Below are 20,383 nucleotides of genomic sequence, written 5' to 3' on the forward strand. Positions count from 1 at the left end.
GTAAATCCGCTCATAGCCTAAGGTTCAACTGCGCGCTTCCCTGCCAAATGCAAGCAATGCGGGGGGCGATTTCATCCAGCTCGGACGGCCAGCAGCGTTCTCAGTGAGGTGATCCTCTTTCCATTCGGTCTGTTTGCCGCATTCACCTCCGATGTTGTGTGGGTTGCTGCCTTCATGGTCCTCGGCGGGCTTTTGGCCATACTGGCACTGCGTTGCTGGGTGCCCCTCGTGGCTGCAAAGACTTGACGCGTATGGTCCTTGCGGAGGCAACGGCTGGGGGGCACGATGCCCTGGCCATCCCCGTCATCCCGTTGTCTACGCCCTCAAACGCCCACGGAGCCCCCATGCCCAAGCCCCTTGTCAACCTCAACGACGTCGTCTTCACCGACATCGAAGAAAACGGCTACTACACCTCCAAACGCGCGCAGTTCAGCGCCGCCATCGGCGCCAAGAAGCTGGGCTACAACCTGACGGAACTGCCCCCCGGCAAAGCCCAGTGCCCCTTCCACAACCACCGCGCGGAGGAAGAGATGTTCCTGATCCTGGAGGGAGAAGGGGAACTGCGCTACGGCGACCAGCGCTACAAAATCCGCCCGCATGACGTGATTGCCTGCCCCACCGGCGACCGCTCCACCGCCCATCAGATCATCAACACCGGCAGCACAACGATGCGGTATCTGTCGCTGTCCACGCTCGCTGAGATCGAGGTCTGCGAATACCCCGACTCAGACAAGATCGGCGTCCACGCAGACGCACCATCCCCCGGCGTGCACAAGATGTTCCGCGCCGCCAGCACGGTCGACTACTACGACGGCGAAAGCACCGAACCCCCGCTCCCCCGCGACTGAAGGCCCCTAACTTCGCCCCCCTAGCTTCTTCTCCCTCAGCCCCTCCGCGTCCACTCCTTTGTGGATGTCGACCGCAGAACCGAAGGCGCATCGTTGCGCCCTCTCTAGCACGGCCAATGCGCCGGTTCTGAAGGAGTAGTGCAATGGGCAGTATCGGAATCGAATGGGTTCGCCAGTACCACGGTCTGGCATCGAACCTCAACAACACCAAGCCTCAGGCTGAAGGCTTCTACAACACCCTCAGCGCCACGCGGCGTTTCCAGTGGGGAGACGACCTGGCCTGGGACCGGGACTTCGAGCAGCAGGGCGTCGGCAGCCCGTCCTCCGGGACTGACACCACCTGGGCCGACAACGTCGACATGGTGTTCTTCTCCGGCCACGGATCCCCGGGCGGCTTCATGTTCGGCGTGAAGATCGATGACGCGCGGGCGCGGCCGACCGAGATCCGCTGGGGCGACCAGGACCTCGAATTCATCGCGCTCGATGCCTGCAATGTGCTGGAGGCCGATGGCGTGTTCGGCCGCTGGGGTTGGCCTGTGTTCAAGGGCCTGCACTACATCCTGGGCTTTCACACCACGACCTCGGACGAACCGGATCGCGGCCGGTTGCTGGCGCAGTACCTCAATGCCGGCGAGACCATGCGCCGCGCCTGGATCAAGGCCTGCCAGGACACCGAGTCGTCGGACACCGAGTGGGCCTACCTGCGCGCGGATGCCGCCGGCACCGACACCTACAACGACCACTGGTGGGGCAAGGGCAGCGTCTCGTCCGACCCCGTCAACCCGACGGTCCTGGCTTACGCACGCGGCGCCTGCTGAGGCAATGGAGAACACCATGACAGTCAAGATCCAATTCCCCGAGTTTCCTCATGCCCCGTCCGAGCTGCCGGTGTATGCCGCCTTGCCGCCGGCCTGGAAGCCGGATCAGGTGGCCCAACTGGCCGAGCGCTTCGACTTGAAGGGCGACGTGGCCGATGCCGGGCTCTGGTGGGTGTGCCGCAATGACCGGCAGATGCTGGAGGTCTACCAGGCCAGCCACTCGCTGCGCATCGAGCGCCTGGATGTCGATGGCGAAGGGCGCGGCAAGTCCCAAGGTCCGCAGGAGCCGCCGGACCGCGAGCGCGCGCTTGCCATGGCCGAGCGGGTGATGCGCATGATCGGCGAAGACTATGCCAAGCCGCAGGTGCACTCCGTGACCGAGCTGGAAGTGCGGCGTGCCGTCCGAGGGCAAAAGGAAGAAGAGCGCCAGGTGGTGGGCCTGCAGGTCAACTACCGCTACGCGCTGGACGGCATGCCGCTGGTCGGCCCCGGCGCGAAGGCGCAGGTAACCGTAGGTGGCGACGGAGAGATGATGCAGGCCTACCGCTTCGCGCGCGCCGTGGAACGCATCCAGAGCCGGGCCACGGTGCCGGCGGAGGAAGTGCTGCGCCGGTTCGCAGCCACCGACATGTTCGCGCAGCTGGACGCGAAGTCCAAGGTGAGCATCACGTCTCTGGAACTGGGTCTGCTGTCGATCCCGCCCACGGAGGTGCAGAGCGTGCTGGTGCCGGTCTATGTGATCAAGGGCCGCATCAGCACCCGCATGCTGCCGCAGTACGACTTCGTCCGGTATGTGGCGGCGACCGAGATGGGCGATGCGGACATCAAGCGCCGCCGCTGGCAGCAAGCCAGGCCCGCTTTGCTGGCGGCCTGAGGGAGACGGCCTTGGCCCGGCGCCTCAGCCCAGCGCCTTGGCCAGCAGGGGCAGGCTCACGTCCATCCGGTAGTCCACGGCGGTGTGGTCGTCGGGAAATTCTTCGTAGACGTGAGCCACCCCCAGCGCCGTCAGGCGCTTGTGCATCCGCCGGGCGCCGTACACGAGGTTGTATTGATCGACGTCGCCGCAGTCGATGTAGAGCGCCTTGAGGGCCTTCAGCCCCTGGCCGTGGGATTCGACCAGCGACAGCGGATCCCAGGCCAGCCAGTTGTCCCAGCGTTCGGGGATCAGCTCGCAGGTGTCCAAGGTCACCGGCAGGCGCACGCCATAGGGCGCGGTCGGGTCCGGATCGAAGCTGGCGGCCTGCGCCAGCATCATGAGGATGTAGACATCACTGTCCTTGAACTTCTTGCCGTTCCAGAAGCCGTCGACCCAGCGGCCGATGTCCGGTTCCTTGGCCAGGGCACGCAGCACCAGCACGAATTCGTGCCGGTAAAGCAGCTCAAAGCCCATATCGCCCGAATGCACCGCCGCGCCCGCCCAGAAGTCCGGATGCAGCAGGGCGTGCACCATGGCGCCGTAGCCACCGCTGGATTTGCCGAAGATGCCGCGTCGGCCCGTGCCGCCGCAGGAGAAGCTGGACTCCACAAAAGGCACCACCTCGTCGCGGAGGAAATCGTCCCAGCGGCCCATGGCCACTGAGTTCACATACTGGTTGCCGCCCAGGCGGGTGAAGCAGTCCGGGAAGGCGACCACGGCCGGCGGCATCTGGCCGGAAGCGATCAGACGGTCCAGCCGCTCCGGCAGGTTTTCCCCGAAGTTCTTCCAGTTGGTGTGGACGGGGCCACCCGCGGTGAAGCCCACCACATCCACCAGCAGCGGCAGACCGCGTCCGTCGTGGCCGTGCGGCAGGTAAACGTCGATCTGCCGGCGCGTGGGGGCGCCGACCAGATTGCCGGCGAGCACTTCGCTGTTGAGCGTCAGTCGATGGACGGTGCCGGCGGGGGTGAGGGGGTCACGATGCATGGTGGTCCTGAGGGCTGAGGGGCGGTGGAGGGCGGGTCGATGGAGCTTATCACCCGCTACCTCCACTGCCACAGGGGCCGACGCCCAGACGGGCGCGGGCCCCGGTGGCACGCAGCACTCAGCGTTCCCGCTCAGCCCGTTCGGCCTCCTCCTTGCGCGGATGCTCCTTGTCCTTGCCAGGGGCCTTCTTGCCCTCTTCATGCGAAGGCGCACCTGGACGCGCAGGCGCCGCATGCTGGGGCGCGGGGTGAGCATGCGCGTCCTGCGGGCGGGCCTCCTGGGGATGCCCACCGTGGGAGCCGCGGGCTTCGTTGGCGTCCGGCCTCACATCGCTGGGGCGGGCGTGGGCGTCACGGTAGTCGCGACCATCGCGACCATCGCGAGCGCCATGTCCGTCGTGGCCATCGTGGCTGTCATGGCGATCATTTGCAGGCGCTGCGTCGGGCGTCCATCGTGCGTCGGGCGCTTGCCGCAGGTCCGCAGGCGGATGCATGCCAGCTGCCTGGCGGGTGCCCTGGCCACGCTGCATCTCGGGCGACTCGCGACCGGCCTCTGCAGGCGAGGAGGGATGCTGCGAGCCGTTCTCCCACGCTTGAGGCGCAGGCGAGTGCGGTTGCGCCTGAGGCTGCATCTGCGGCGCATTGCCGAAGCCTTGAGCGGGCTGCCCCTGGGGCGGCTGGGATCCTGGCCGGTCCATCTGCGGGTGTGGACCGGCCTGCGCTGGCGGCTGCTCTGGCAGGCCTTGCGGTCCGACAGGGGCGCCCGATGCCCCGTGCCCCCCAGGAGCACCGAAGGCCGGGCCACCATTGCGATCAGGCGCCATGTGCTGCGCGCTGTAAACCGGCACCGGCGTCGGATTGGTCGGCACTGGCGCTACAGCACGGACCACTGGTGGCATGGCCGCCGCCAGATGGGCCGCTGCCGGTGCGTGTCCCTCGAACGCCCGTCCGTTCGCGGTCGCCGAGGCGGGGGCCACGATGGTCACGTTGTTGACCGTGTTGACGTTGTTCGTCACGTTCCGGACGTTGGTCACGTTCGTCACATTGGTGACGTTGGTGACATTGGTGGTGTTGGTGACGTTCTGCTGCACCCGCATGCCCACGTTCACGATGGGCGGTGCGCTCACCACCACGGCCGGCGCGGTGCCCACAGGGGCCGGCACGATCAGGCCGGGGCGCGAGCCAGGTGGAGGTGGCACGAACACGCCTTCCGGCCCCATCGGACGACTACCGCCGCCAATGGCAATCTCCAGCGACAGATGCAGGCCTCGCGGCGGCGGCACGAAGGCCACATGCTCCGCTGCCCAGAAGCCCGGTACGAAGACAATGGCACCGTCGCGATGCTCATAGTAGGGCTGCATCCACACATACCCCGGCCGCGGCGGTTCCAGCCAGCGGCCGGCGCACCAGACCCAGCGGCCTTGCCATCCCCAATAACCGCCGGTCCAGACGGCGCCGGGGTAGGGCGGCGGAGGGGGCACTTCCACCAGCATGGGCGGCGGCGCGACATCGATGAGCACCGGCGGCGGCTGCACCAGAGGCGGTTCCACGTAGACGCTGACCGGCGGCGGTGGCGGCGGATAGGCCGGTGGCGGCGGCGTCCAGGGCCGGCCGACGGCGACGTCCGCGTGCACGCTGGTGTGGTGAGGCGCTGCGCAGGCGGCCAGCAGGGCGGCGGTTGCAGTGGCGAGAATGCTGAGGGAACAACGCATGAGGGTGTCCGTGCTGCCAAAGGATGTTGTCAGAACGGACACCTTAGAGGCGCAGTTGACGGACAACCTGTCGGGAAGCTGTCTCGAAACTGTCTGGCTTAGGGGAAGGCGTAAGGCGCTGTAACCTGTTCGCGCCCGCGCACGTCCCGGCAGGCCATCGCACGCGGTTTGCCCTGATCAACAGACCTATCGAGGACACCCGCCCATGAAGACTGCGCTCCCTGCTGCCCTATTCGCCGCTGCCGTACTGGCCTGGCCCTTGAGCGCACGCTGCGCCGAGATCGTGCTGGAGCAGTCCGCGGTGCAGTCGCTCGTCGTGGAAGGCCTGTTCAAGGACAACGGCCGGCTCTATCTGCAAAAGGGCGTCTGCTTCGCATACCTTGACGACCCCAAGGTGTCGCTGCAAGGCGGGCGCGTGATCATCCGCGCGCATCTGAACAGCCGGCTGGGCGTGCCATCGGGCAAGGAGTGTGTCGGCGTCTCGCTGAACAGCGGCGCCACCGTCTCGGCCGTCCCTGCCGCCCAGGGCCAGGTCGTACGGTTGACCGACATCCGCGTCGACGAAGTAGAAGACGCCAACACGCGCAACCTGTTGAACCTGGGCCTCGCGCCGACGCTGCCAGGCGCCGTCGAGATCAACGTCAAGAAAGCGGTGGAGGACATGCTCAAGAGCACTGGCAGCCGACTTCAGGCCGACGTGCAGATGCTCAAGATCGATGCCGTCCAGGTCACCGACAGCCGGCTGTCGATCCAATTCGACTTCCGGCTGGTGGGACGTTGATCCGCGATCAGAACCGGTGGTCCAGTTCGATCCAGCCCTGCCGTCCGTACGGGAAGTAGTAGCCCACCGGGTAGTAGGGCCAGCTTGAGGTCGAGTCCTTGCGGATCTTGTTGAACAGGTTGTTCACCGTCAGGCTGACGCTGGTGCGCCTGCTCACCTGCCACTGCGTGCTGCCATTGAAATTCCAGTAGGCGGGCAGATAGCCTTCCTCGTCCGCCTGCGGAATCTTGCTGTTGCGCTGCGCCGCCAGGGTGTGGGTCCAAGCGCCCACCTTCCACGTCAGATTCGCATTGAGCTTGTTGCGCCAGTCGGTGAAGTCGGTGGTGCCGACCTGGTTGTAGTCGCGGTCACCGCTGGACTGCTGGTAGCGGTAGTCCTGCACCTGCGTGTACTTCACGTCCAGCGTCCACCGGCCCCAGTCCTGCAGCGTCCAGCTGTAGCGGGCGCCCAGGTCGAAGCCCCAGGTCGATTCGCGTGCGGCATTGATTGGATTGACTCGCACCAGCGTGACCTCTCCGGGCCGCACCAGCGCATTGTCGGGGTTGCGCGTCACGCGGCTGATGGCGTCCACGCACACCGGGGAGGTCGCCTCCTGCTTGCCGGTGCGGCAGTCAGCTTCGTTGCGCAGCACCTGGTCCGCATCCAGGTCGGTGACCAGGTCGTTGATGCGGACCTTCCAGAGGTCGAGAGAGGCGTCGAAGCTGGACGTCGGCTGCCAGACTGTCCCCAGTCCCCAGGACCGGCCGCGTTCGGACTTCAGATCGCCGCCGGTCCGCACGAAATTGAAGCCGGGCGAGACATTGACGAAATCACATTGCGCCAAGGGCACGCCGCTCTGGGCGCAGCGGTAATAGTCGGTCGAGGACGAGTAATACCCGCGTGTCTCCGGCGCAAACACGTAGTTCATGTCCGGTGCCCGGAAGCTCGTGGCGTGCTGGGCGCGCAGCAGCAGGGAATCGACGGGGCGGAATTCGAGACCCGCGTTGTAGGTGGTTTTGCCTTCGTTGCGGCCGTCGAAGTGATAGCGGTCGTATCGTCCGGCCACCGTGGCCGTCAACTGGCGGGTGATGGGCGCATTGAGTTCCGCGCCGACGGCGAAACGGTCGCGGGTGCCGCGGATGTTGGTCCCCTCCGTGGTGTTGTAGAAGACGCCCTGGCCCAGACGCGGATCGGTGACATTGGTGAGGCCCTGGGTGCCGGCTTCCGCCACCACAGCGGCGCGCAGCGGACCGGCGGGAAGCTTCAACCATTCACCGCTGGCACTGGCGCTGACCTGCTGGTTCCAGCTGTTGTTGCGGCCCCGGCTCTTGCCCAGCACGCTGTCGAATTCCGCGTTGGTGAGCGGGGTGAACAGTCGCGCCGGGTCCGCGGCGTAGATCGCGGTGCCATTGGCCTCGGTGCCCAGGCGCGGGCCGAGCAACAGTTGCTCAACGCTGGCCAGCAGGCGCGGCGTGGTGGTCTTGTTCAGGTAGTAGGCGCTGGAGGCGGACAGCTCGAAGGTCCAGGTGCCGGTCAGGTCACCGCGCACGCCGGCCACCACGTTGTGGGTGGAGTCCTGCCAGATCCGGTTGTAGCGGTCGATATCGCCGATTTCCTCCGGGGAGAAGCGGCGCGTCCAGGTCTCCAGCAATCCGGTGTTGGCGTTGCGGAAATAGCCCAGTCCTGCGGCCTGCGACGTCCACGAGGGACCGCGGGTGTTGTTCTCAGTGTGCGCCCAGCCGAACTGGCCTTCCGCAAACAGTTCGAGCCCATTGCCCAGCGCATAGGTCAGCGCGCCAGCCGCCTGGACGCTGCGGTTGCCGGTCTGGGTGGTCCAGAAGCTGGGGGACGTGCGGCCGCTGCCGCAGTACACACCGCTGCGCGAGCTGTAGGCCGACGTCGAGCCCTGGAACAGGCCGCTGCCGGCGTCGCAGCCGTCAGTCGGCGCCAGATAACGTCCGGAGCTGGCATCGCGGCGCCCGATGACCACGCTCGGTGCAGCGCCCTGGAGCGTGGTGTCCGCCATGAAGTCGCGTTGACGGCTCCAGATGGGCTGTCGCCCGCTCAATTCGACCCCGTAGACCCCGCTGAGCGCGCCGGCTTCGAAGCCGCCTGTCAGCTGGGCGCGGGCGTTTTCACCGCCGCCTTGCTGGCTGGCACCGGCCCGCAGGTTGAGGGTGACCCCGTCGACGTGGCGCTTGAGCACGATGTTGACCACGCCGGCGATGGCATCGGAGCCGTAGATGGCCGACGCGCCGCCGCTGAGCGTCTCGATGCGGTCAATCAGCGCCGACGGGATGTTGGCGATGTTCACGAAGTTCACCGAGCCGTTGTAGGGACTGGGGTAGTCCGCCACGCGGCGCCCATTGACCAGCACCAGCGTGTGATTCGGGCCCAGGCCTCGCAGGCTGATGGCATTGGCGGCCGGCGTGAAGGTGTTGCCGAAGTCCTCGCCCTGGGTGAAGCCGGTGTTCTGCGTGAGGCCGGAGAGCGCGTCGGACACGTTGCGATAACCCAGCCGGTCCAGGTCCTCGCCCTTGAGCACGGTGACGGGGCTGGGGCCTTCCGAGCCGATGCGGGAGATGCGCGAGCCGGTGACCACGACGGTGGAGAGCGTCTTGTCGGTGGCCGGGGCGGCGTTCGGGGTCGAGGACGCCGCATCGGCGGATTTCGTGCGAGGGGCGGCCGTGCGGGTGGGTTCACTCGCCGCAGCCGAGGCCGGTGCAGGGGACGCGGGCGCGGGGGATGGCGTCGTCTGGGCCAACGCCAGCGTGCTGCCCAGGCAAGTCAGGGTGGCGGCCAGCGCAATGGCACGAAGCGCGGGGTCAACGGTCGGGGTCAAGGGCATTCCTTTTGTGTGCGGGGCCCTGGGCGGGCCGGGATCTGCGAAAGCAGCGCACTCTAGAAATGCATGTCCTTCCCGTGAAAGAAGGGTTTCTGATTTGTTTATTGCCCCGATGCAGAAGGGCCGGGGGGCCGGCCCTGCGTGGCTGTTGAGAAACCCAGGAGGTTGGGGTTTCCCAACAGCCTGGGCGGGATCAGACGCTGTCCCGAAGGTGCGCCGCGAATCCCACCACGCCCGGCTGGACCTCATCGCGCAACTGATGCCTGTGCTCATCGAAGTCGCCGCCGTTCTGGGCCCGATAGGGGATGGGCGACTCCTCGAAGATGTGGGCCAGGCGTGAGCTCCAGGTGTCCAGCGCGGCGCGGATGTCGCTGCTGCCCATGCGCCCGACGCCATGCACGGCATGAGTGGCCAGCACGTCCATGCCGGGGTAGAAGAGCACGCCGTGGGTGATGGGGAAGAGCAGGTCCTCCAGCGGCCCGTTGATGCCGCGTGGGCCGTAATCGGCGGCGGGCCCGCCTGTGGTGACGGCCAGCATCGCCCGGCGCCCCTGGAAGCCGCCTTCGCCATACCGGTGGCGATTGCCGGCGCCTTGGTAGCCGTAGGCCAGGCCCTGCGCCCAGACGCGGTCGATCCAGCCTTTCATGATCGCCGGCATGCCGAACCACCAAAGCGGGAACTGAAGAATCACCAGATCGGCACGGAGCAGCTTGCGCTGTTCCTCCACCACATCGGCGGGTTGCGTACCGCTGGTGTAGGCATGGCCGCTCTCCTGCACGAAGGACAGCCGCTCGGCGTCGACGCGGTTGGGAAAGTCCTGCGCGTCATACACCGCCTTCCAGCCCATGCCGTAGAGGTCGGACTCCAGCACCTCGTGGCCCGCCTGCTCGAAGGTGGATCGGGCGGTATTGACCATGGACCGGGTCAGTGATGTGGGCTCCGGCTGGGCATGGACGAGGAGGATGGTGCGGCGCTGGGTGGGGATGGACATGGCAGGCTCGATGGTGGGAAGGAGGGAACATGAACAAAGGCCGGGAGGCCGATGCATCGCAGTGTGGGTCTTTGCCTGCCATCCGTGAAATCGTCTGTTTGATGTCCTACTATCCACGGCATGGATACCAACCGCCTGGACCTCAACCTGCTGGTCACCCTGGAAGCGCTGCTGACCGAGCGCAATGTGACCCGGGCTGCGGCGCGCCTGCACCTGAGCCAACCGGCGGTGAGCGCCCAGCTCAACCGGCTTCGCGATGTGTTTGATGACCCGCTGCTGCTGCCGGCGCAGCGCGGCATGACCCCGACCACCAAGGCCCTGGAGATCCTGGAACCGCTGCGCGCCGCGCTGGACCAGGTGCGCGGCGCCGTCACGTCCCATCTCGAGTTCGATCCGTCGACGGCCTCGCTGGTGGTGACGATGGCCGGGTCGGACTACATGCAGACGGCCGTGGTGCAGCCGCTGGTGCTGCGGCTTCGCAAGCGGGCCCCCGGCCTGCGGGTGGCGGTGCGCCACTTGGACCCGCATCAGATCGATGCGCAGTTGTCGCGGGGGGATGTGGATGTGGGGCTGTTGATGCCGAGCGAGGCGCCCCCCTCGGCGCGACAGCGGCATCTGTTTCACGAGCGGTATGTGCTCATTGCACGGCGGGATCATCCCGGCGTGCAGGGCACGCTGACAGCGCGTCAGTTCGCGAAGCTGGAGCAGGTGATCGTGTCGCCCTCGGGCGGGGCGTTTTCGTCACCGGTGGACCAGGCGCTCGCGGCGCGGGGCCTCAAGCGCACCGTGGTGTTGTCTGCGGCTTCATTCCTCTTCGTGCCCGACATTGTGATGAAGTCGGACCTCGTGGCGCTCGTGCCGGAGCGGCTGGTGAAAGGCCGCTCCAGCCGGCTGCAGGTGCTGGAATGCCCGGTGCCGATCGAAGGGTTCGAGATGGCGATGGTCTGGCATGAGCGAAACCATGGGCATGTCGCGCAGCGGTGGGTGAGGGAGGAGATCCTGGCGCTGGTTGGGTGACGCAGCCCAGGAAGATGCGTCAGCGCATGAACTTGCCGTCCGGGCCAATGATCGACAGGTCCGTGTAGTCCAGACCGGTGTGATCATTCGGCGAGAAGGAGACCTCGAGACCGCCGATATCGAGCTTGCGCATGCCTTCCAGCGCATCGCGCAGTTTCTGGCGGGTGGGATTGGGTCCGGCGCGGCGCAGGCCTTCCACCAGCACCTTGGCAGCGGCATAGCCTTCCATCATGGCGGGGGTGATCTCGCCCTTGCCCTTGGCCTGGGCGAGCTGGGATGCCTCCGTCACGATCTTGCTGACCTTGGAGCGCTCGTAGGGGAAGACCTGGGTCACCATCACGCCGCGTGCGTTCTCGCCCAGTTGGCTCACAAAACCTTGTGCGGCATTGTTGGACAGCGTCACGATCTGCGCTTTGGAGCCCGCTGCGCGAATGGCGGCAATGCCGTCTGCAACGGCCTTGCCGGAGCCCAGGAACAGGATGGCCTGCGCATTGCTAGACACCGCACTCTGGGCAGTCGCCTTGAAGTCGGGCTTGGCGCGGTCGAACTTGGTCGAGAACACAGCGGTCTTGTTGACCTGAGCCAGACCATTGTTGGCGCCAATCACGGCGTCAGCGCCAAACGAATCGTCCACCTGCACGATGCCGATGCGCTCGATGCCGATGAGACTCAGGTGACGCACTGCCCGTTCCGCTTCGCGCTGATAGGTGGCGCGCACGTTGAAGACCCACTGATTGACGGGGAAGTGGAGCAGGGCCGCGCCGGAGGAGGGCGCGATGAGCGGCACATGATGCGTCGACAGCAGCGGCAGGATGGCCTGGTTGTGCGGCGTGCCGCGCGTCAGGAACAGCGCCAGGACGTTGTCGCCGGTGATCAGCTTTTGCGCATTGGCGGCGGCAGTGGGCGGGTCGAACTTGTCGTCCATCGACACCAGTTTCACGGTCTGGCCATTGACGCCGCCGGACGCATTGATCGAGTCGAGGTAGAGCTTCGCGCCGTCCGTCGTCTCGGTGACGCTGGCCGCGACGGGCCCGGTAAATCCGGCCGTCTGGCCGATCAGGATGTCCGCTTGGGCGGCCAGCGGCAGCACGGCCAATGCGAGCAAGGACAGCAGTCTCATTCACGTCTCCCTGGGTATGGATGGTTATGGGAGCGGATGCTCGACGGACTTTCCTTCAAAGCTCCAAGGGATTCCCCTAAGGTCATCATTGGGTGTGACGGAGTGCGCATTTCAACGGTGAAAGCGCTTGCAGTCACCGTGTTGTTACCAACGACTTGTGAGCAGCTGTAATGGCGCTCGACGGGCGCGAAGGTGTCAGTCCGGCCAGTGCGTCAGCAGCATTCCCAGCACCAGCCAGGCGAGCGCAGTGCCGGCGGCCGGCACCAGCAGGGACCTGCGCCGATAGTGCGGCCCGTAGGCTTCGATGATCTGTCGGGTCTGTGCCTGCGCGCTGAAGAAGTACCAAAGGACGGTGAGCCCCCCTACAAAAACCAGATTGGCGCGAAAGCCCACCAACCATCCCGGCGCAATCCCGTTCAGCAGAAACACGCCAGTGGCGGTCACCGTCGTGGTGACCAACAGCCACATCCAGCGGGAGAAGCCGGATGACGTCCAGCCCACCGCGCGGGCATTGGCCATCAGGACCAAGACGCCGAAGATGGGGCTGAGCACGAAGCTCAGCAAGGCGGCACGATCGGGATTGAAGATCAGCGCCGGCTGAGCTTTGGCAGGGGAGGGGGCCGGTGCGGTGTCATCTGCCAGCGTGTAGGCGCCAGACTCGAACGCGGCCAGCGTTTCGCGCGCCGCAGCCTCTTGGGACTCTGGCACCAGCACGCCGACGGCATGAGTCGATTGAGTCACCCAGGGGTTGCCCTGACCGGTATTGGCGTCGGTGACGACGGCCGAGAGGCCGGCAGAGACCAGCAGGCCGCGCAACACATGTGCTTCAGCGGGTGTGGCGAAAGCGGCAATGCGCACGAAGTCTTCCGTCGGCGCTGGGACTTCGGGAGCTTGAGGTGTTCCGGATGTTTCGAGCACGGGAGGCTGCACGAGGGCTTGATGGGGATCGGTTTGATCGCTGGTAGTGTGTTTTGTTGTCATGACGGTTCTTCTCGCCGATGCGCACGTTAGCATCTGCAGAGAAGGGCCGCGAGGACGTGTTGCTCTACCGCTGGATGGATGGCGATGAGTCGCGTCAGTCGAGATCGGATGGCAGCGCAATCAATCAAAACGCCTGATCCATTTGAGGGTCTCATCTCGCTTGTTGAGTTCCTTCGGAACGCGGAACAGTCCTTCGTCGTAGTCCTCGAACCGAACCGGGCGCGTGACACGTGCGGCGAGTCGGTATTCCGCTGGAACGTCGTTGGCGTGGGTGTCCCCGAGCCGCGGCGTCGGCCCGGCCTGGATCACGACACCGCCGTCGTATCCGTGCACCGTGCATGCAGGCTCCAGCGCCTGTCGCATCATCTCCAGACCACCCAGTTGTGCCACGAGTTCGTCGCCCAATGCCGTCAGCCAATTCACGGACTTGATCCGATCGTGCACGCCGCCCACTTCCATCGTGAAATCGACTGCGCTCGGAAAATCAAAGCCCGGGAAACGGTTCATGAGCTGCAGGGCATAGACGCTGTTTTGCGACATCCCTGGACACACGATGAATGAAAAGCCTGCCGACCCGTGGCGCGGCTTGAAACGACGGCACCAACCCAAGAATCGCTCGAGCAGCGGTACGGTGTGCAAGGATCCGGATACTGATGCCAGCGGCATGCTGAGGTCGAAGAAGGAAAGATCACTGTCCCCCGCTCGGTTGACCAATACATTGGCTTGGTAGACAGGGATGTCGTCGTTTGGCAATCCGATGTCGGCTCGGCCAAACAGTGCCCCGGAGTAACCAGTTTTCGGTGCGGAACTTGCGATGTCTGCTTCTATGGCCGCGCCAGGATCGCCCCCGAAACGCGTCGAACGCTTTTTATCCCGCTGAAGGAATTCGTTGACCTGATCGGGGAACATCGCCCAGAACTCATGGAGAAACTCGGCGGCTTGGGTGCGCAGCAGTGATCGGTCCTCATCGGGCAAATAAAGTTCTGCGCGCAAACCGAATTTGGCTGCGGGGCCAGCCTTCGCATCGGCATAGGGCAGATGAATGCCGTCCAAGACGGCAGCGCCGCCGTTGGCACGAACAAACTCGGCAATGGTCGTTGTGGTGGTCATTTCGATGGTCACATCATGGGATCGTGCGCTCAGGGAACCGGCACGAGGTTACGAGCAGGGAAGAGCCGCGACACCTCGGAGACGACGAAGAAGGCGAGCAGGGCGCCACCGGCAAGCTTAATGCCGGTCGACTGCTCCAGAGCCTTGCCGAACTTGTCGAGGAACCCCTCCTTCTGTTGAGCCGGCGCTGTGACCGGCACCGGCTGCCTCGGCGGATTCTCTCCATCGTCACAGTCGCATTTCTCTTCCACTCGAAACTCTTCGAAGCCGTCGCTCGAGCCGGTGTGCTTTTTTGCAATGCGCTTGTAGTCCTTCTCCGCTTCTGCCGTCAGCGAATCGTCCCCAAACTTCATATCAATCATCTTGGTCGGCTTCCCATCCGGACCGAGCCGCACCACGTCCAGGCGACGAGAGTCGGGCCGAATGAAGTTAGATGTCGGCACCCCGGAATTTGACTGGCTACCGATCATGTCCCAACCCGACCCCCGGTCATACGGAACCTCTCGCCACATTTTCGCATCCGGCTTCGGGTAGCGGCCCTCGTAGTGCGCCTCATCGATCTTCTTTCGCACGCAGTCCTGAAACGTCTGCCCCTTCGTCATCGACCCCTTCAGCGCCAAGCACTCACACGCCATTCGACAGAGCTCGTCATAGAACTCCTGATCCGACTGCGGCAGATCACGCTGCTTGAGCCCGGCCATGTTCACCGTGTTTCGGTGATTCATGAACATCTTGTCTGTCAGTCGACAAGCCGGTTGACCTTCGAAGAAGACGTCAAAGCTGTGCGTGATCCACTCGGCCTCCGCCTTGTGCGTCCCCGATGCCACGCCGCCCATGCTGCCCGCTTCGTCGTAGACGCTCTTGTGGAACTGGCTGCCGTACTTCGCGATGCTCATGTGGCCATCGGCGAAGACACTGGTGGTGCCCTTGACCAGATCGCGTGAGTAGGCCTCGTTGCGGTAGGGCAGTGGCAGGCCCTTGTCGGGCGTTTTGCAGACGTCCGGCAAGGTGTTGAGGGTCACGCCACCGCTGCCCTTGTGGCAGAGCGTCAGCCCGTTGATGTTGATGCTTACCGCCACGCCTGCACCTCCAAAGGCAGATTGTTTCCGGTCCCAGCGCTGGCGAGCAGGGCGGCGCCGCGAAGCGGATCGTCCGAGCTCGACAGCACCAGGCATCCCTGCTGGGTCGTCAGTTTCGAGAGCTGATAGGCCGCCATTGCGAGGTTCGTCACGCCGCTGGCACCATGCAGGTCGCCGCTCACCAGCGCCGGCGTTCGCCGCTGCCACCCGTCGCGCAGATCCGGACCCAGACGCAGCGCTGTGAAGCCGAACTCGTCGGCGCGAGAGGGCTCGCCGTTCAGGTCGGAGAACAGCAGTCCGATTGGAGGACGGCCGCCCCCGGCCTGAGCCAATGCGTTCCGTGCAGCACCGGAGAGTCCAGCGCCCACAGCGGGACGCTGTCCATGACGCTCCGTCGGTTCTAGCGCCGTCGAACAGCCCAGAACCCGCGCCCAGGGCTGTGCGCGAAAGCGGGAGGGATCAGGCGCGCTCATCAAGGCCAGCGCCGCAGCACCTTCGCCGGGCACTCGCCCATGCGCGATCGCGCGAGGGCCCGCAGGGCGATGCAGATGCGCGCCATGCAGTAGATTCTGGGCGTCCAGCCAGGCCAGGGATTCAGCGTCGGTCGCCGCATCCGTGGCCAGCACGACGGCAAGGGGTTGCGGCTCGCCCGACCGCATCGACGCCTCCCGGAGCGCGTTGTGCGCCTGCTCGAGCGCAAGCAGCCCGGCTGCATGGCCGCCGCGGACCACATTCACCTGGGACCAAGGCCACAGCTCGTGGGTCATGGCCTGTCGCAATGCGGCAGGCAGGTCGGTCGGCACGCCCGGTCGCTGCTCGTCGGGCAGCACCAGCCACAGCCACCGCGGGTGGTCCAGCAGCGCCTCCCAATGCGGCGCCAGCGAGGTGGTGAGCTGCGCGAGCGCATGGCGCGCCAACCACCCCCAGCGATGGGCATCCGGACTGCCTTCGATACGATCCTCCGAGTCCGGAAAGCTGCTCACGCGGACCGGAATGCCTGCGCGGTCCCGGTAGGTTGGATGACGGCGCGTGAGGCTCACCTGGGACCGCAGCGCAGCGTCCGCCAGCGCGACGTTGGGACCCGACGGAAAGCAGCAGGACGCCGCCAGCATCCACACAGGGGTATCGCTGCTCATGCCGCCCCCTCGTCATTGGCCAGCGACGCATCGCGGTCGAGCGGCCGCGCCATTTCCTCGACGACTGTCTTGCGCAAATCATTCACCCGCGCGTGGCAGGGCAGGGCCATGTGATGGACGACGATCAGCCTCGGCGCATCGGTATCGAGGATCACCGTGTGGATGACCGATCGGCTTCGCTCCTTGGGACCCTGATTGAATTGCGTCGTGAAAGCCAGGCTCAGCCGCGGCAGCCGGAAGTCGATACGGCCCTCCTGTGCGCAGCCTGGCGGGGTGAGGTTGAACAAGGAGACCGGCTCGCCGCCTCTCAAGTACCCCGGCACCTGCTGCGCGGGCGGAGCAATCTGGAAGAACCTGGGATCTTGGTCGAGCGGAGGCAACGGATAGCGTTCCTGCATCCACCGGTCATCATGCGTGCCCGCATAACGGCTGCGCCACGGCCAATGGCTGGCGACCACGCCGACGCCAGCGGGTTCCGGCTGATCGCGAGGGCCACGGATCGGATGATCGTCCATCTCCAAGTTGGGCAGCCCGCTCCGCTCCGATCCGGCTGCGCCCGGCCATCCCAGGCCAACGGGGTTTGCTGCCAACCGGCCGCCGACCTCGCCGGGACCGCCGAACGCACGCTCGAACACCAATGGCATCCGCAGGAACGGCGTCGGCCTCGATGGCGAGGCGTTTGTTGCGTTGGACGACCAGTGGCGGTCGCCCCAGACGCGCAGGCGCCGATGCACGGGGCCGACACTGAACCCCGCCACCAACTGATCCACCGGATGCGGCTGTCCGTCCGCGCCGGTGGGGGCGTAGGCATGGCCGGTCAACACAATGTCGGTCGCCGCCTTTCGCGGACCGAAGTCGCTCTCCCAGCGGGGACTCACCAGCCCCGGAAAGGGCTCCGGCCCCGAACGAAGCGGCTCTTGAACACGCGCGATACGCAGGGCTCCGGAGGGCAGCACCTCATACGTCGCCTTCACGGCAACCACCCAGACCTCGGCCCCTTCGGAATCTCGATGCCAAGCGCCATCGGCGACATAGCGCGTGCGGTTGTCGACCTGCCACATGACGAGCGCTCAGTTCAATTCGATCTGGCCGCCGACGATACGGTTCACGCCCTCCGCGTCGCTCACGATGTACTCACCGCGCAGCGCGATCTTTCCGTTCGGATACAGCGTGATGCTGGACTTGCCGCAGCGGATGGTGACTTGCTGACTCGCCTCGAAAACCAGTTCCTGCGGCATCAGCGCGGGCTCTGGGGTATCCAACCTTGGGGCGGGCACGGAGGCGGGCGCTTGGGCGGGCGTGGCGGTGCCGACTGGCGCCTCAGGCGCGGCAGTCGAAAGGTCAATGGAAACGGTCACAGTGCGCTCCTTCTGTGGTGGGCGGGTCAAGCGGGAAAGCCGGCCATCCAGGTCCATTGGCGGAACGCTGGCGCGTCGGTGGGAAAGCCCGGCCCTTGGTGATGGTGTTGCAGTCGGTCGGCGGCCATCGGTCGCCAACGCAAGGGGCCGCGGCGCAACACCTCGCGCCACCCGGGCGGCGCCGCCGGCAAACCGGCGAATCGCTGGTGGGTGCCGAAGGAATCGGCGTGAGCCTGCCACCATGCCGCAAAAGCGTGAGCATCCGGCCAAGGCAGGGCGTCATCAGCCTCGATGGCGGGAATCGCATCAGGGGTTGATTCACGGGGGGCACGATCAGGACCGCGCATCGACCAGCCGTCACGACCCGGATGAGATCCCGTGATCAGGCTGGCCGACGCCCCTGCAACGCGCGCCAAGTCTGCGTGGCGCATGGCGTGGATCAGGGTCGGCATGTCGGCGGGATTGCCCAGCCAACCCAACATTTGAACGGCCAGCCGCGGCGCTTGGGTGAACAGATCCGGCAGGACTTCCCGTGCGGCGTCCGGCTGGTGAAGGCAAAGGGCCTGGGCCACACGACTCGACGGCCCGTGTTCATGGGCGCTGGATGCAATCAGCGCTTGCAGCGTCGCGCTGACCTGCGCGGCAAGTGCTCTGTCATCCCGAGGCGCGAGCATGACGAGATAACGCGCGGTCTCCAGGCGTACCGCAGCATTGGAATGATCGAGCAGCGGTGCCAAGCGGTCAGTGAGATCGCGGCGTCCGATGTCGCAGGCAAAGGCGATCGTCGCGGGAAGGAGTTCTTCATTCCACGGCGCTGCGGACAGTTCAACCAGCGTTGCGTCCACCAACCGAGGCATGTCGAGCCGGCGGCGGGCTGCCAGCGCCAGGCGACGCTGCGGCGGCAAGGCTTGGATCGCCTGGGCCACGCCGTCCGACGCGGGCGCCCAGGCCAGCGCTGCATCAAAGGCTTCCGAATAGTCCGGGAGCCCCACACTGAGGTCGTGGCAGGTGTTGAGCAGCCACCTTTCATCGGACACCACCGCATGCACGGTGAGCGCAAAAAGCTCGGCAAGCCGCAGTGGATGCTTCAGCCGAAGATGCGCATGGTCGGTGACGAAGCTCCCCGCCTGGTGCAATTCGCGAAGCGCTTCCTGGGACGCAAGCATCCTGTCGTCGTACGCGACCAGGTCGGCGACGTCGGCGTCAGGATGAATGAATCGATCGGAGCGGCGGCGCCAACCGAATCCCAGCCCGTCGAGGTGGTGGTCGACGAGTTTGGCAGCAGTGCTTGTGAGTGGATGCAACAACGACATGCTCGCGCCAAGGAACTGAGAACAGCCGGCGCCAGCAAGCGGTCGTCGGCCGAGTCCTCATGGATGAGGCGTTTCGCAGTGTAGGGGTCAGACCATGCGGGGGAGGGCCCGTGTGAGCTGACCAAAGTCATGTCGTCAACCTGGCAGCAGTGGGTCGATCAATTCGGCATCTGCAGCAGCAGCGTCCCGAGCAGCCCCATGCACAGGGCCATTGCACCGAGGTAGAGGCCCCAGGCTCGCCGCTGGGAGGAACGATGGCCGTCGCGAGGCCCGTTGCCGTCGCGCTCCCTGCCCGGATTCCCATCCCGCACGTCGCGCGCGAGCATCGCCCCTGTGGCCGACAAGCCGATGGTGATCACCGCGGCAGCCAGCAGGTTGGGGCCCTCGCCGAGATCATCGGCCACCTCCAGCCACATTGCCGTCGCCGCCGCTGTGACCAGGAACAGGCTGATGGCCCTGCCCACATCCAATGCCTCCATGTGCGAGGCAAAGCGCGGCTGCCGCAGCCGTGCCTCATCCGGCGGCGCGAAGGGCGGGAGCCCCGGCGGCGCCCACCCGGGTGACTTGAACAGCACCCGCACCCGATCGCGCCAGCGCGGCGTGGCCCGCGCTCGTTCGAACAACTCACCGTAAAACTGCCCGATGGCGCGCAGCGGCGACCAGCTGTGCAGGGGCTTCACCGTCCCGTACACGCAGGGCTCGGTCTCCTCGACGAAGCTGCCGAAGATACGGTCCCAGATCACCAGCACCGCGCCGTAGTTTTTGTCGAGATAGCCCGGATTCACCGCGTGATGCACCCGGTGGTTGGACGGGGTGGAAATCACCCGGTCCAGCCAGCCGAGCTTGCCGATGAGCTCCGTGTGGATCCAGAACTGGTACAGCAGCACGAACAGACCCGCACCCAGGTAGAGATCGACCGGCATGCCCAGCAGCGCCATCGGCAGGAAAAAGGGCGCCCCCATCACCGCGTAGAAGCTCTCCTGCCGCAGGGCCGTCGTCAGGTTGAAGCGTTCGCTCTGATGGTGCACCGCGTGGGCCGCCCAGAAAATCGCGCTCTCGTGGCTGACGCGATGCAGCCAGTAATCGCAGAAGTCGTAGACCACGATGGCCGCCGCCCATGCCCACCAGCCCGACCAGGCGGATGCCGGCAGCCGGGCCACATGCGGGAGCGTCCAGGCATACAGCCCGGTCTGGAAGAGCGGCGTCACCGCGGCCACCGCCAGGCTCATCAGGCCCTGGCTGAGGCTGCTCAGCGAGTCCGCCAGGTCGTGGGTGTCGCGGCCCTGCCAACGGCCCCACAGCCATTCGAGCGCAATGCAGAGCGCGAACAGCGGGACGGCGATCAGGAGGACACGATGCATGGCAAGAAGCGCTGTCGACGGTGGGGAGGGCG

The 20,383-nt window shown here is 65.9% G+C and carries 18 protein-coding genes; 5 read left to right on the forward strand and 13 right to left on the reverse strand.

Translation table 11 applies throughout. From position 1 onward, the window contains the following. The first annotated feature begins 344 nt into the window (after positions 1-344). The 3 genes from DES44_RS12160 (at position 345) to DES44_RS12170 (ending at position 2,540) form a co-directional block, all read left to right on the forward strand. Entirely contained in the window at positions 345-848 is a 504-nt protein-coding gene (locus tag DES44_RS12160; protein ID WP_058935164.1) for a cupin domain-containing protein, read from the forward strand. A gap of 143 nt (positions 849-991) precedes the next feature. Further along, on the forward strand, positions 992-1,666 hold the full coding sequence (locus tag DES44_RS12165; RefSeq protein ID WP_058935165.1) for a DUF6345 domain-containing protein: 675 nt from the start codon (positions 992-994) through the stop codon (positions 1,664-1,666). Between the two features lie 16 nt (positions 1,667-1,682). Next, entirely contained in the window at positions 1,683-2,540 is an 858-nt protein-coding gene (locus DES44_RS12170) for a hypothetical protein (RefSeq protein WP_147307060.1), read from the forward strand. A gap of 24 nt (positions 2,541-2,564) precedes the next feature. Here the strand turns inward: DES44_RS12170 and DES44_RS12175 are convergent, their stop codons facing one another. Further along, complete coding sequence (locus tag DES44_RS12175) at positions 2,565-3,569, reverse strand: alpha/beta hydrolase (RefSeq protein ID WP_058935167.1); 1,005 nt, start codon at positions 3,567-3,569, stop codon at positions 2,565-2,567. A 118-nt stretch (positions 3,570-3,687) separates the two neighbouring features. After that, positions 3,688-5,280, reverse strand: a complete 1,593-nt coding sequence (locus tag DES44_RS12180) for a hypothetical protein (RefSeq protein ID WP_058935168.1) — start codon at positions 5,278-5,280, stop codon at positions 3,688-3,690. Positions 5,281-5,485: 205 nt separating this feature from the next. Between DES44_RS12180 and DES44_RS12185 the strand changes: the two genes are divergently transcribed. Then, positions 5,486-6,061, forward strand: a complete 576-nt coding sequence (locus DES44_RS12185; RefSeq protein ID WP_058935169.1) for a hypothetical protein — start codon at positions 5,486-5,488, stop codon at positions 6,059-6,061. 7 nt (positions 6,062-6,068) lie between these two features. Here DES44_RS12185 and DES44_RS12190 read toward each other — a convergent pair whose 3' ends face one another. Both DES44_RS12190 and DES44_RS12195 read right to left on the reverse strand, forming a co-directional pair. Further along, positions 6,069-8,882, reverse strand: a complete 2,814-nt coding sequence (locus tag DES44_RS12190) for a TonB-dependent receptor plug domain-containing protein (protein ID WP_232309765.1) — start codon at positions 8,880-8,882, stop codon at positions 6,069-6,071. A gap of 196 nt (positions 8,883-9,078) precedes the next feature. Beyond that, a complete protein-coding gene (locus DES44_RS12195; protein WP_058935170.1) occupies positions 9,079-9,876 on the reverse strand; it encodes an NAD(P)H-dependent oxidoreductase in 798 nt (265 codons plus the stop codon). Between the two features lie 120 nt (positions 9,877-9,996). Here DES44_RS12195 and DES44_RS12200 point away from each other — a divergent pair, with 120 nt between their 5' ends. After that, positions 9,997-10,893, forward strand: a complete 897-nt coding sequence (locus DES44_RS12200) for a LysR family transcriptional regulator (protein WP_058935171.1) — start codon at positions 9,997-9,999, stop codon at positions 10,891-10,893. A gap of 19 nt (positions 10,894-10,912) precedes the next feature. On the opposite strand, the gene DES44_RS12205 is transcribed toward DES44_RS12200, so the two are convergent. From DES44_RS12205 to DES44_RS12250, 9 genes are all read right to left on the reverse strand, one after another. Further along, positions 10,913-12,013, reverse strand: a complete 1,101-nt coding sequence (locus tag DES44_RS12205; RefSeq protein ID WP_058935172.1) for an ABC transporter substrate-binding protein — start codon at positions 12,011-12,013, stop codon at positions 10,913-10,915. Positions 12,014-12,208: 195 nt separating this feature from the next. Further along, a complete protein-coding gene (locus DES44_RS12210; RefSeq protein WP_147307061.1) occupies positions 12,209-12,994 on the reverse strand; it encodes a putative signal transducing protein in 786 nt (261 codons plus the stop codon). A gap of 120 nt (positions 12,995-13,114) precedes the next feature. Then, on the reverse strand, positions 13,115-14,116 hold the full coding sequence (locus DES44_RS12215; protein WP_232309766.1) for a type VI immunity family protein: 1,002 nt from the start codon (positions 14,114-14,116) through the stop codon (positions 13,115-13,117). A 17-nt stretch (positions 14,117-14,133) separates the two neighbouring features. Then, a complete protein-coding gene (locus DES44_RS12220) occupies positions 14,134-15,183 on the reverse strand; it encodes a DUF4150 domain-containing protein (protein ID WP_058935174.1) in 1,050 nt (349 codons plus the stop codon). Continuing rightward, positions 15,174-16,319, reverse strand: a complete 1,146-nt coding sequence (locus tag DES44_RS12225; protein WP_058935175.1) for a hypothetical protein — start codon at positions 16,317-16,319, stop codon at positions 15,174-15,176. Before DES44_RS12225 ends, DES44_RS12220 begins: the two co-directional genes overlap by 10 nt. Continuing rightward, positions 16,316-17,380 (reverse strand): DUF2169 family type VI secretion system accessory protein, encoded by a 1,065-nt coding sequence (locus DES44_RS12230; protein WP_058935176.1) that lies wholly within the window; start codon positions 17,378-17,380, stop codon positions 16,316-16,318. Before DES44_RS12230 ends, DES44_RS12225 begins: the two co-directional genes overlap by 4 nt. A 9-nt stretch (positions 17,381-17,389) precedes the next feature. Beyond that, on the reverse strand, positions 17,390-17,677 hold the full coding sequence (locus DES44_RS12235; protein WP_198165055.1) for a hypothetical protein: 288 nt from the start codon (positions 17,675-17,677) through the stop codon (positions 17,390-17,392). 26 nt (positions 17,678-17,703) lie between these two features. After that, the gene (locus tag DES44_RS12240) at positions 17,704-18,990 is read right to left on the reverse strand and encodes a hypothetical protein (protein WP_147307062.1); all 1,287 of its coding nucleotides are present in this window, start codon (positions 18,988-18,990) and stop codon (positions 17,704-17,706) included. A gap of 158 nt (positions 18,991-19,148) precedes the next feature. Next, positions 19,149-20,351 carry a sterol desaturase family protein gene (locus DES44_RS12250; protein WP_083525588.1) on the reverse strand — a complete coding sequence of 401 codons (1,203 nt, stop codon included), beginning with the start codon at positions 20,349-20,351 and terminating at the stop codon, positions 19,149-19,151. Between the last annotated feature and the right edge of the window lie 32 nt (positions 20,352-20,383).

Origin of the sequence: Roseateles depolymerans, from assembly GCF_003387155.1 — a bacterium.
GTDB classification, from domain to species: domain Bacteria; phylum Pseudomonadota; class Gammaproteobacteria; order Burkholderiales; family Burkholderiaceae_C; genus Roseateles; species Roseateles depolymerans.

Excerpts from the sequence above, each read along its gene's own strand:
- DES44_RS12205 (WP_058935172.1), bottom strand. The coding sequence starts at position 12,013 with ATGAGACTGCTGTCCTTGCTCGCATTGGCCGTGCTGCCGCTGGCCGCC.
- DES44_RS12175 (WP_058935167.1), bottom strand. The coding sequence starts at position 3,569 with ATGCATCGTGACCCCCTCACCCCCGCCGGCACCGTCCATCGACTGACG.
- DES44_RS12165 (WP_058935165.1), top strand. The coding sequence starts at position 992 with ATGGGCAGTATCGGAATCGAATGGGTTCGCCAGTACCACGGTCTGGCA.
- DES44_RS12200 (WP_058935171.1), top strand. The coding sequence starts at position 9,997 with ATGGATACCAACCGCCTGGACCTCAACCTGCTGGTCACCCTGGAAGCG.
- DES44_RS12195 (WP_058935170.1), bottom strand. The coding sequence starts at position 9,876 with ATGTCCATCCCCACCCAGCGCCGCACCATCCTCCTCGTCCATGCCCAG.
- DES44_RS12170 (WP_147307060.1), top strand. The coding sequence starts at position 1,683 with ATGACAGTCAAGATCCAATTCCCCGAGTTTCCTCATGCCCCGTCCGAG.
- DES44_RS12180 (WP_058935168.1), bottom strand. The coding sequence starts at position 5,280 with ATGCGTTGTTCCCTCAGCATTCTCGCCACTGCAACCGCCGCCCTGCTG.
- DES44_RS12185 (WP_058935169.1), top strand. The coding sequence starts at position 5,486 with ATGAAGACTGCGCTCCCTGCTGCCCTATTCGCCGCTGCCGTACTGGCC.
- DES44_RS12210 (WP_147307061.1), bottom strand. The coding sequence starts at position 12,994 with ATGACAACAAAACACACTACCAGCGATCAAACCGATCCCCATCAAGCC.
- DES44_RS12160 (WP_058935164.1), top strand. The coding sequence starts at position 345 with ATGCCCAAGCCCCTTGTCAACCTCAACGACGTCGTCTTCACCGACATC.
- DES44_RS12240 (WP_147307062.1), bottom strand. The coding sequence starts at position 18,990 with ATGTCGTTGTTGCATCCACTCACAAGCACTGCTGCCAAACTCGTCGAC.
- DES44_RS12230 (WP_058935176.1), bottom strand. The coding sequence starts at position 17,380 with ATGTGGCAGGTCGACAACCGCACGCGCTATGTCGCCGATGGCGCTTGG.
- DES44_RS12250 (WP_083525588.1), bottom strand. The coding sequence starts at position 20,351 with ATGCATCGTGTCCTCCTGATCGCCGTCCCGCTGTTCGCGCTCTGCATT.
- DES44_RS12225 (WP_058935175.1), bottom strand. The coding sequence starts at position 16,319 with ATGAGCAGCGATACCCCTGTGTGGATGCTGGCGGCGTCCTGCTGCTTT.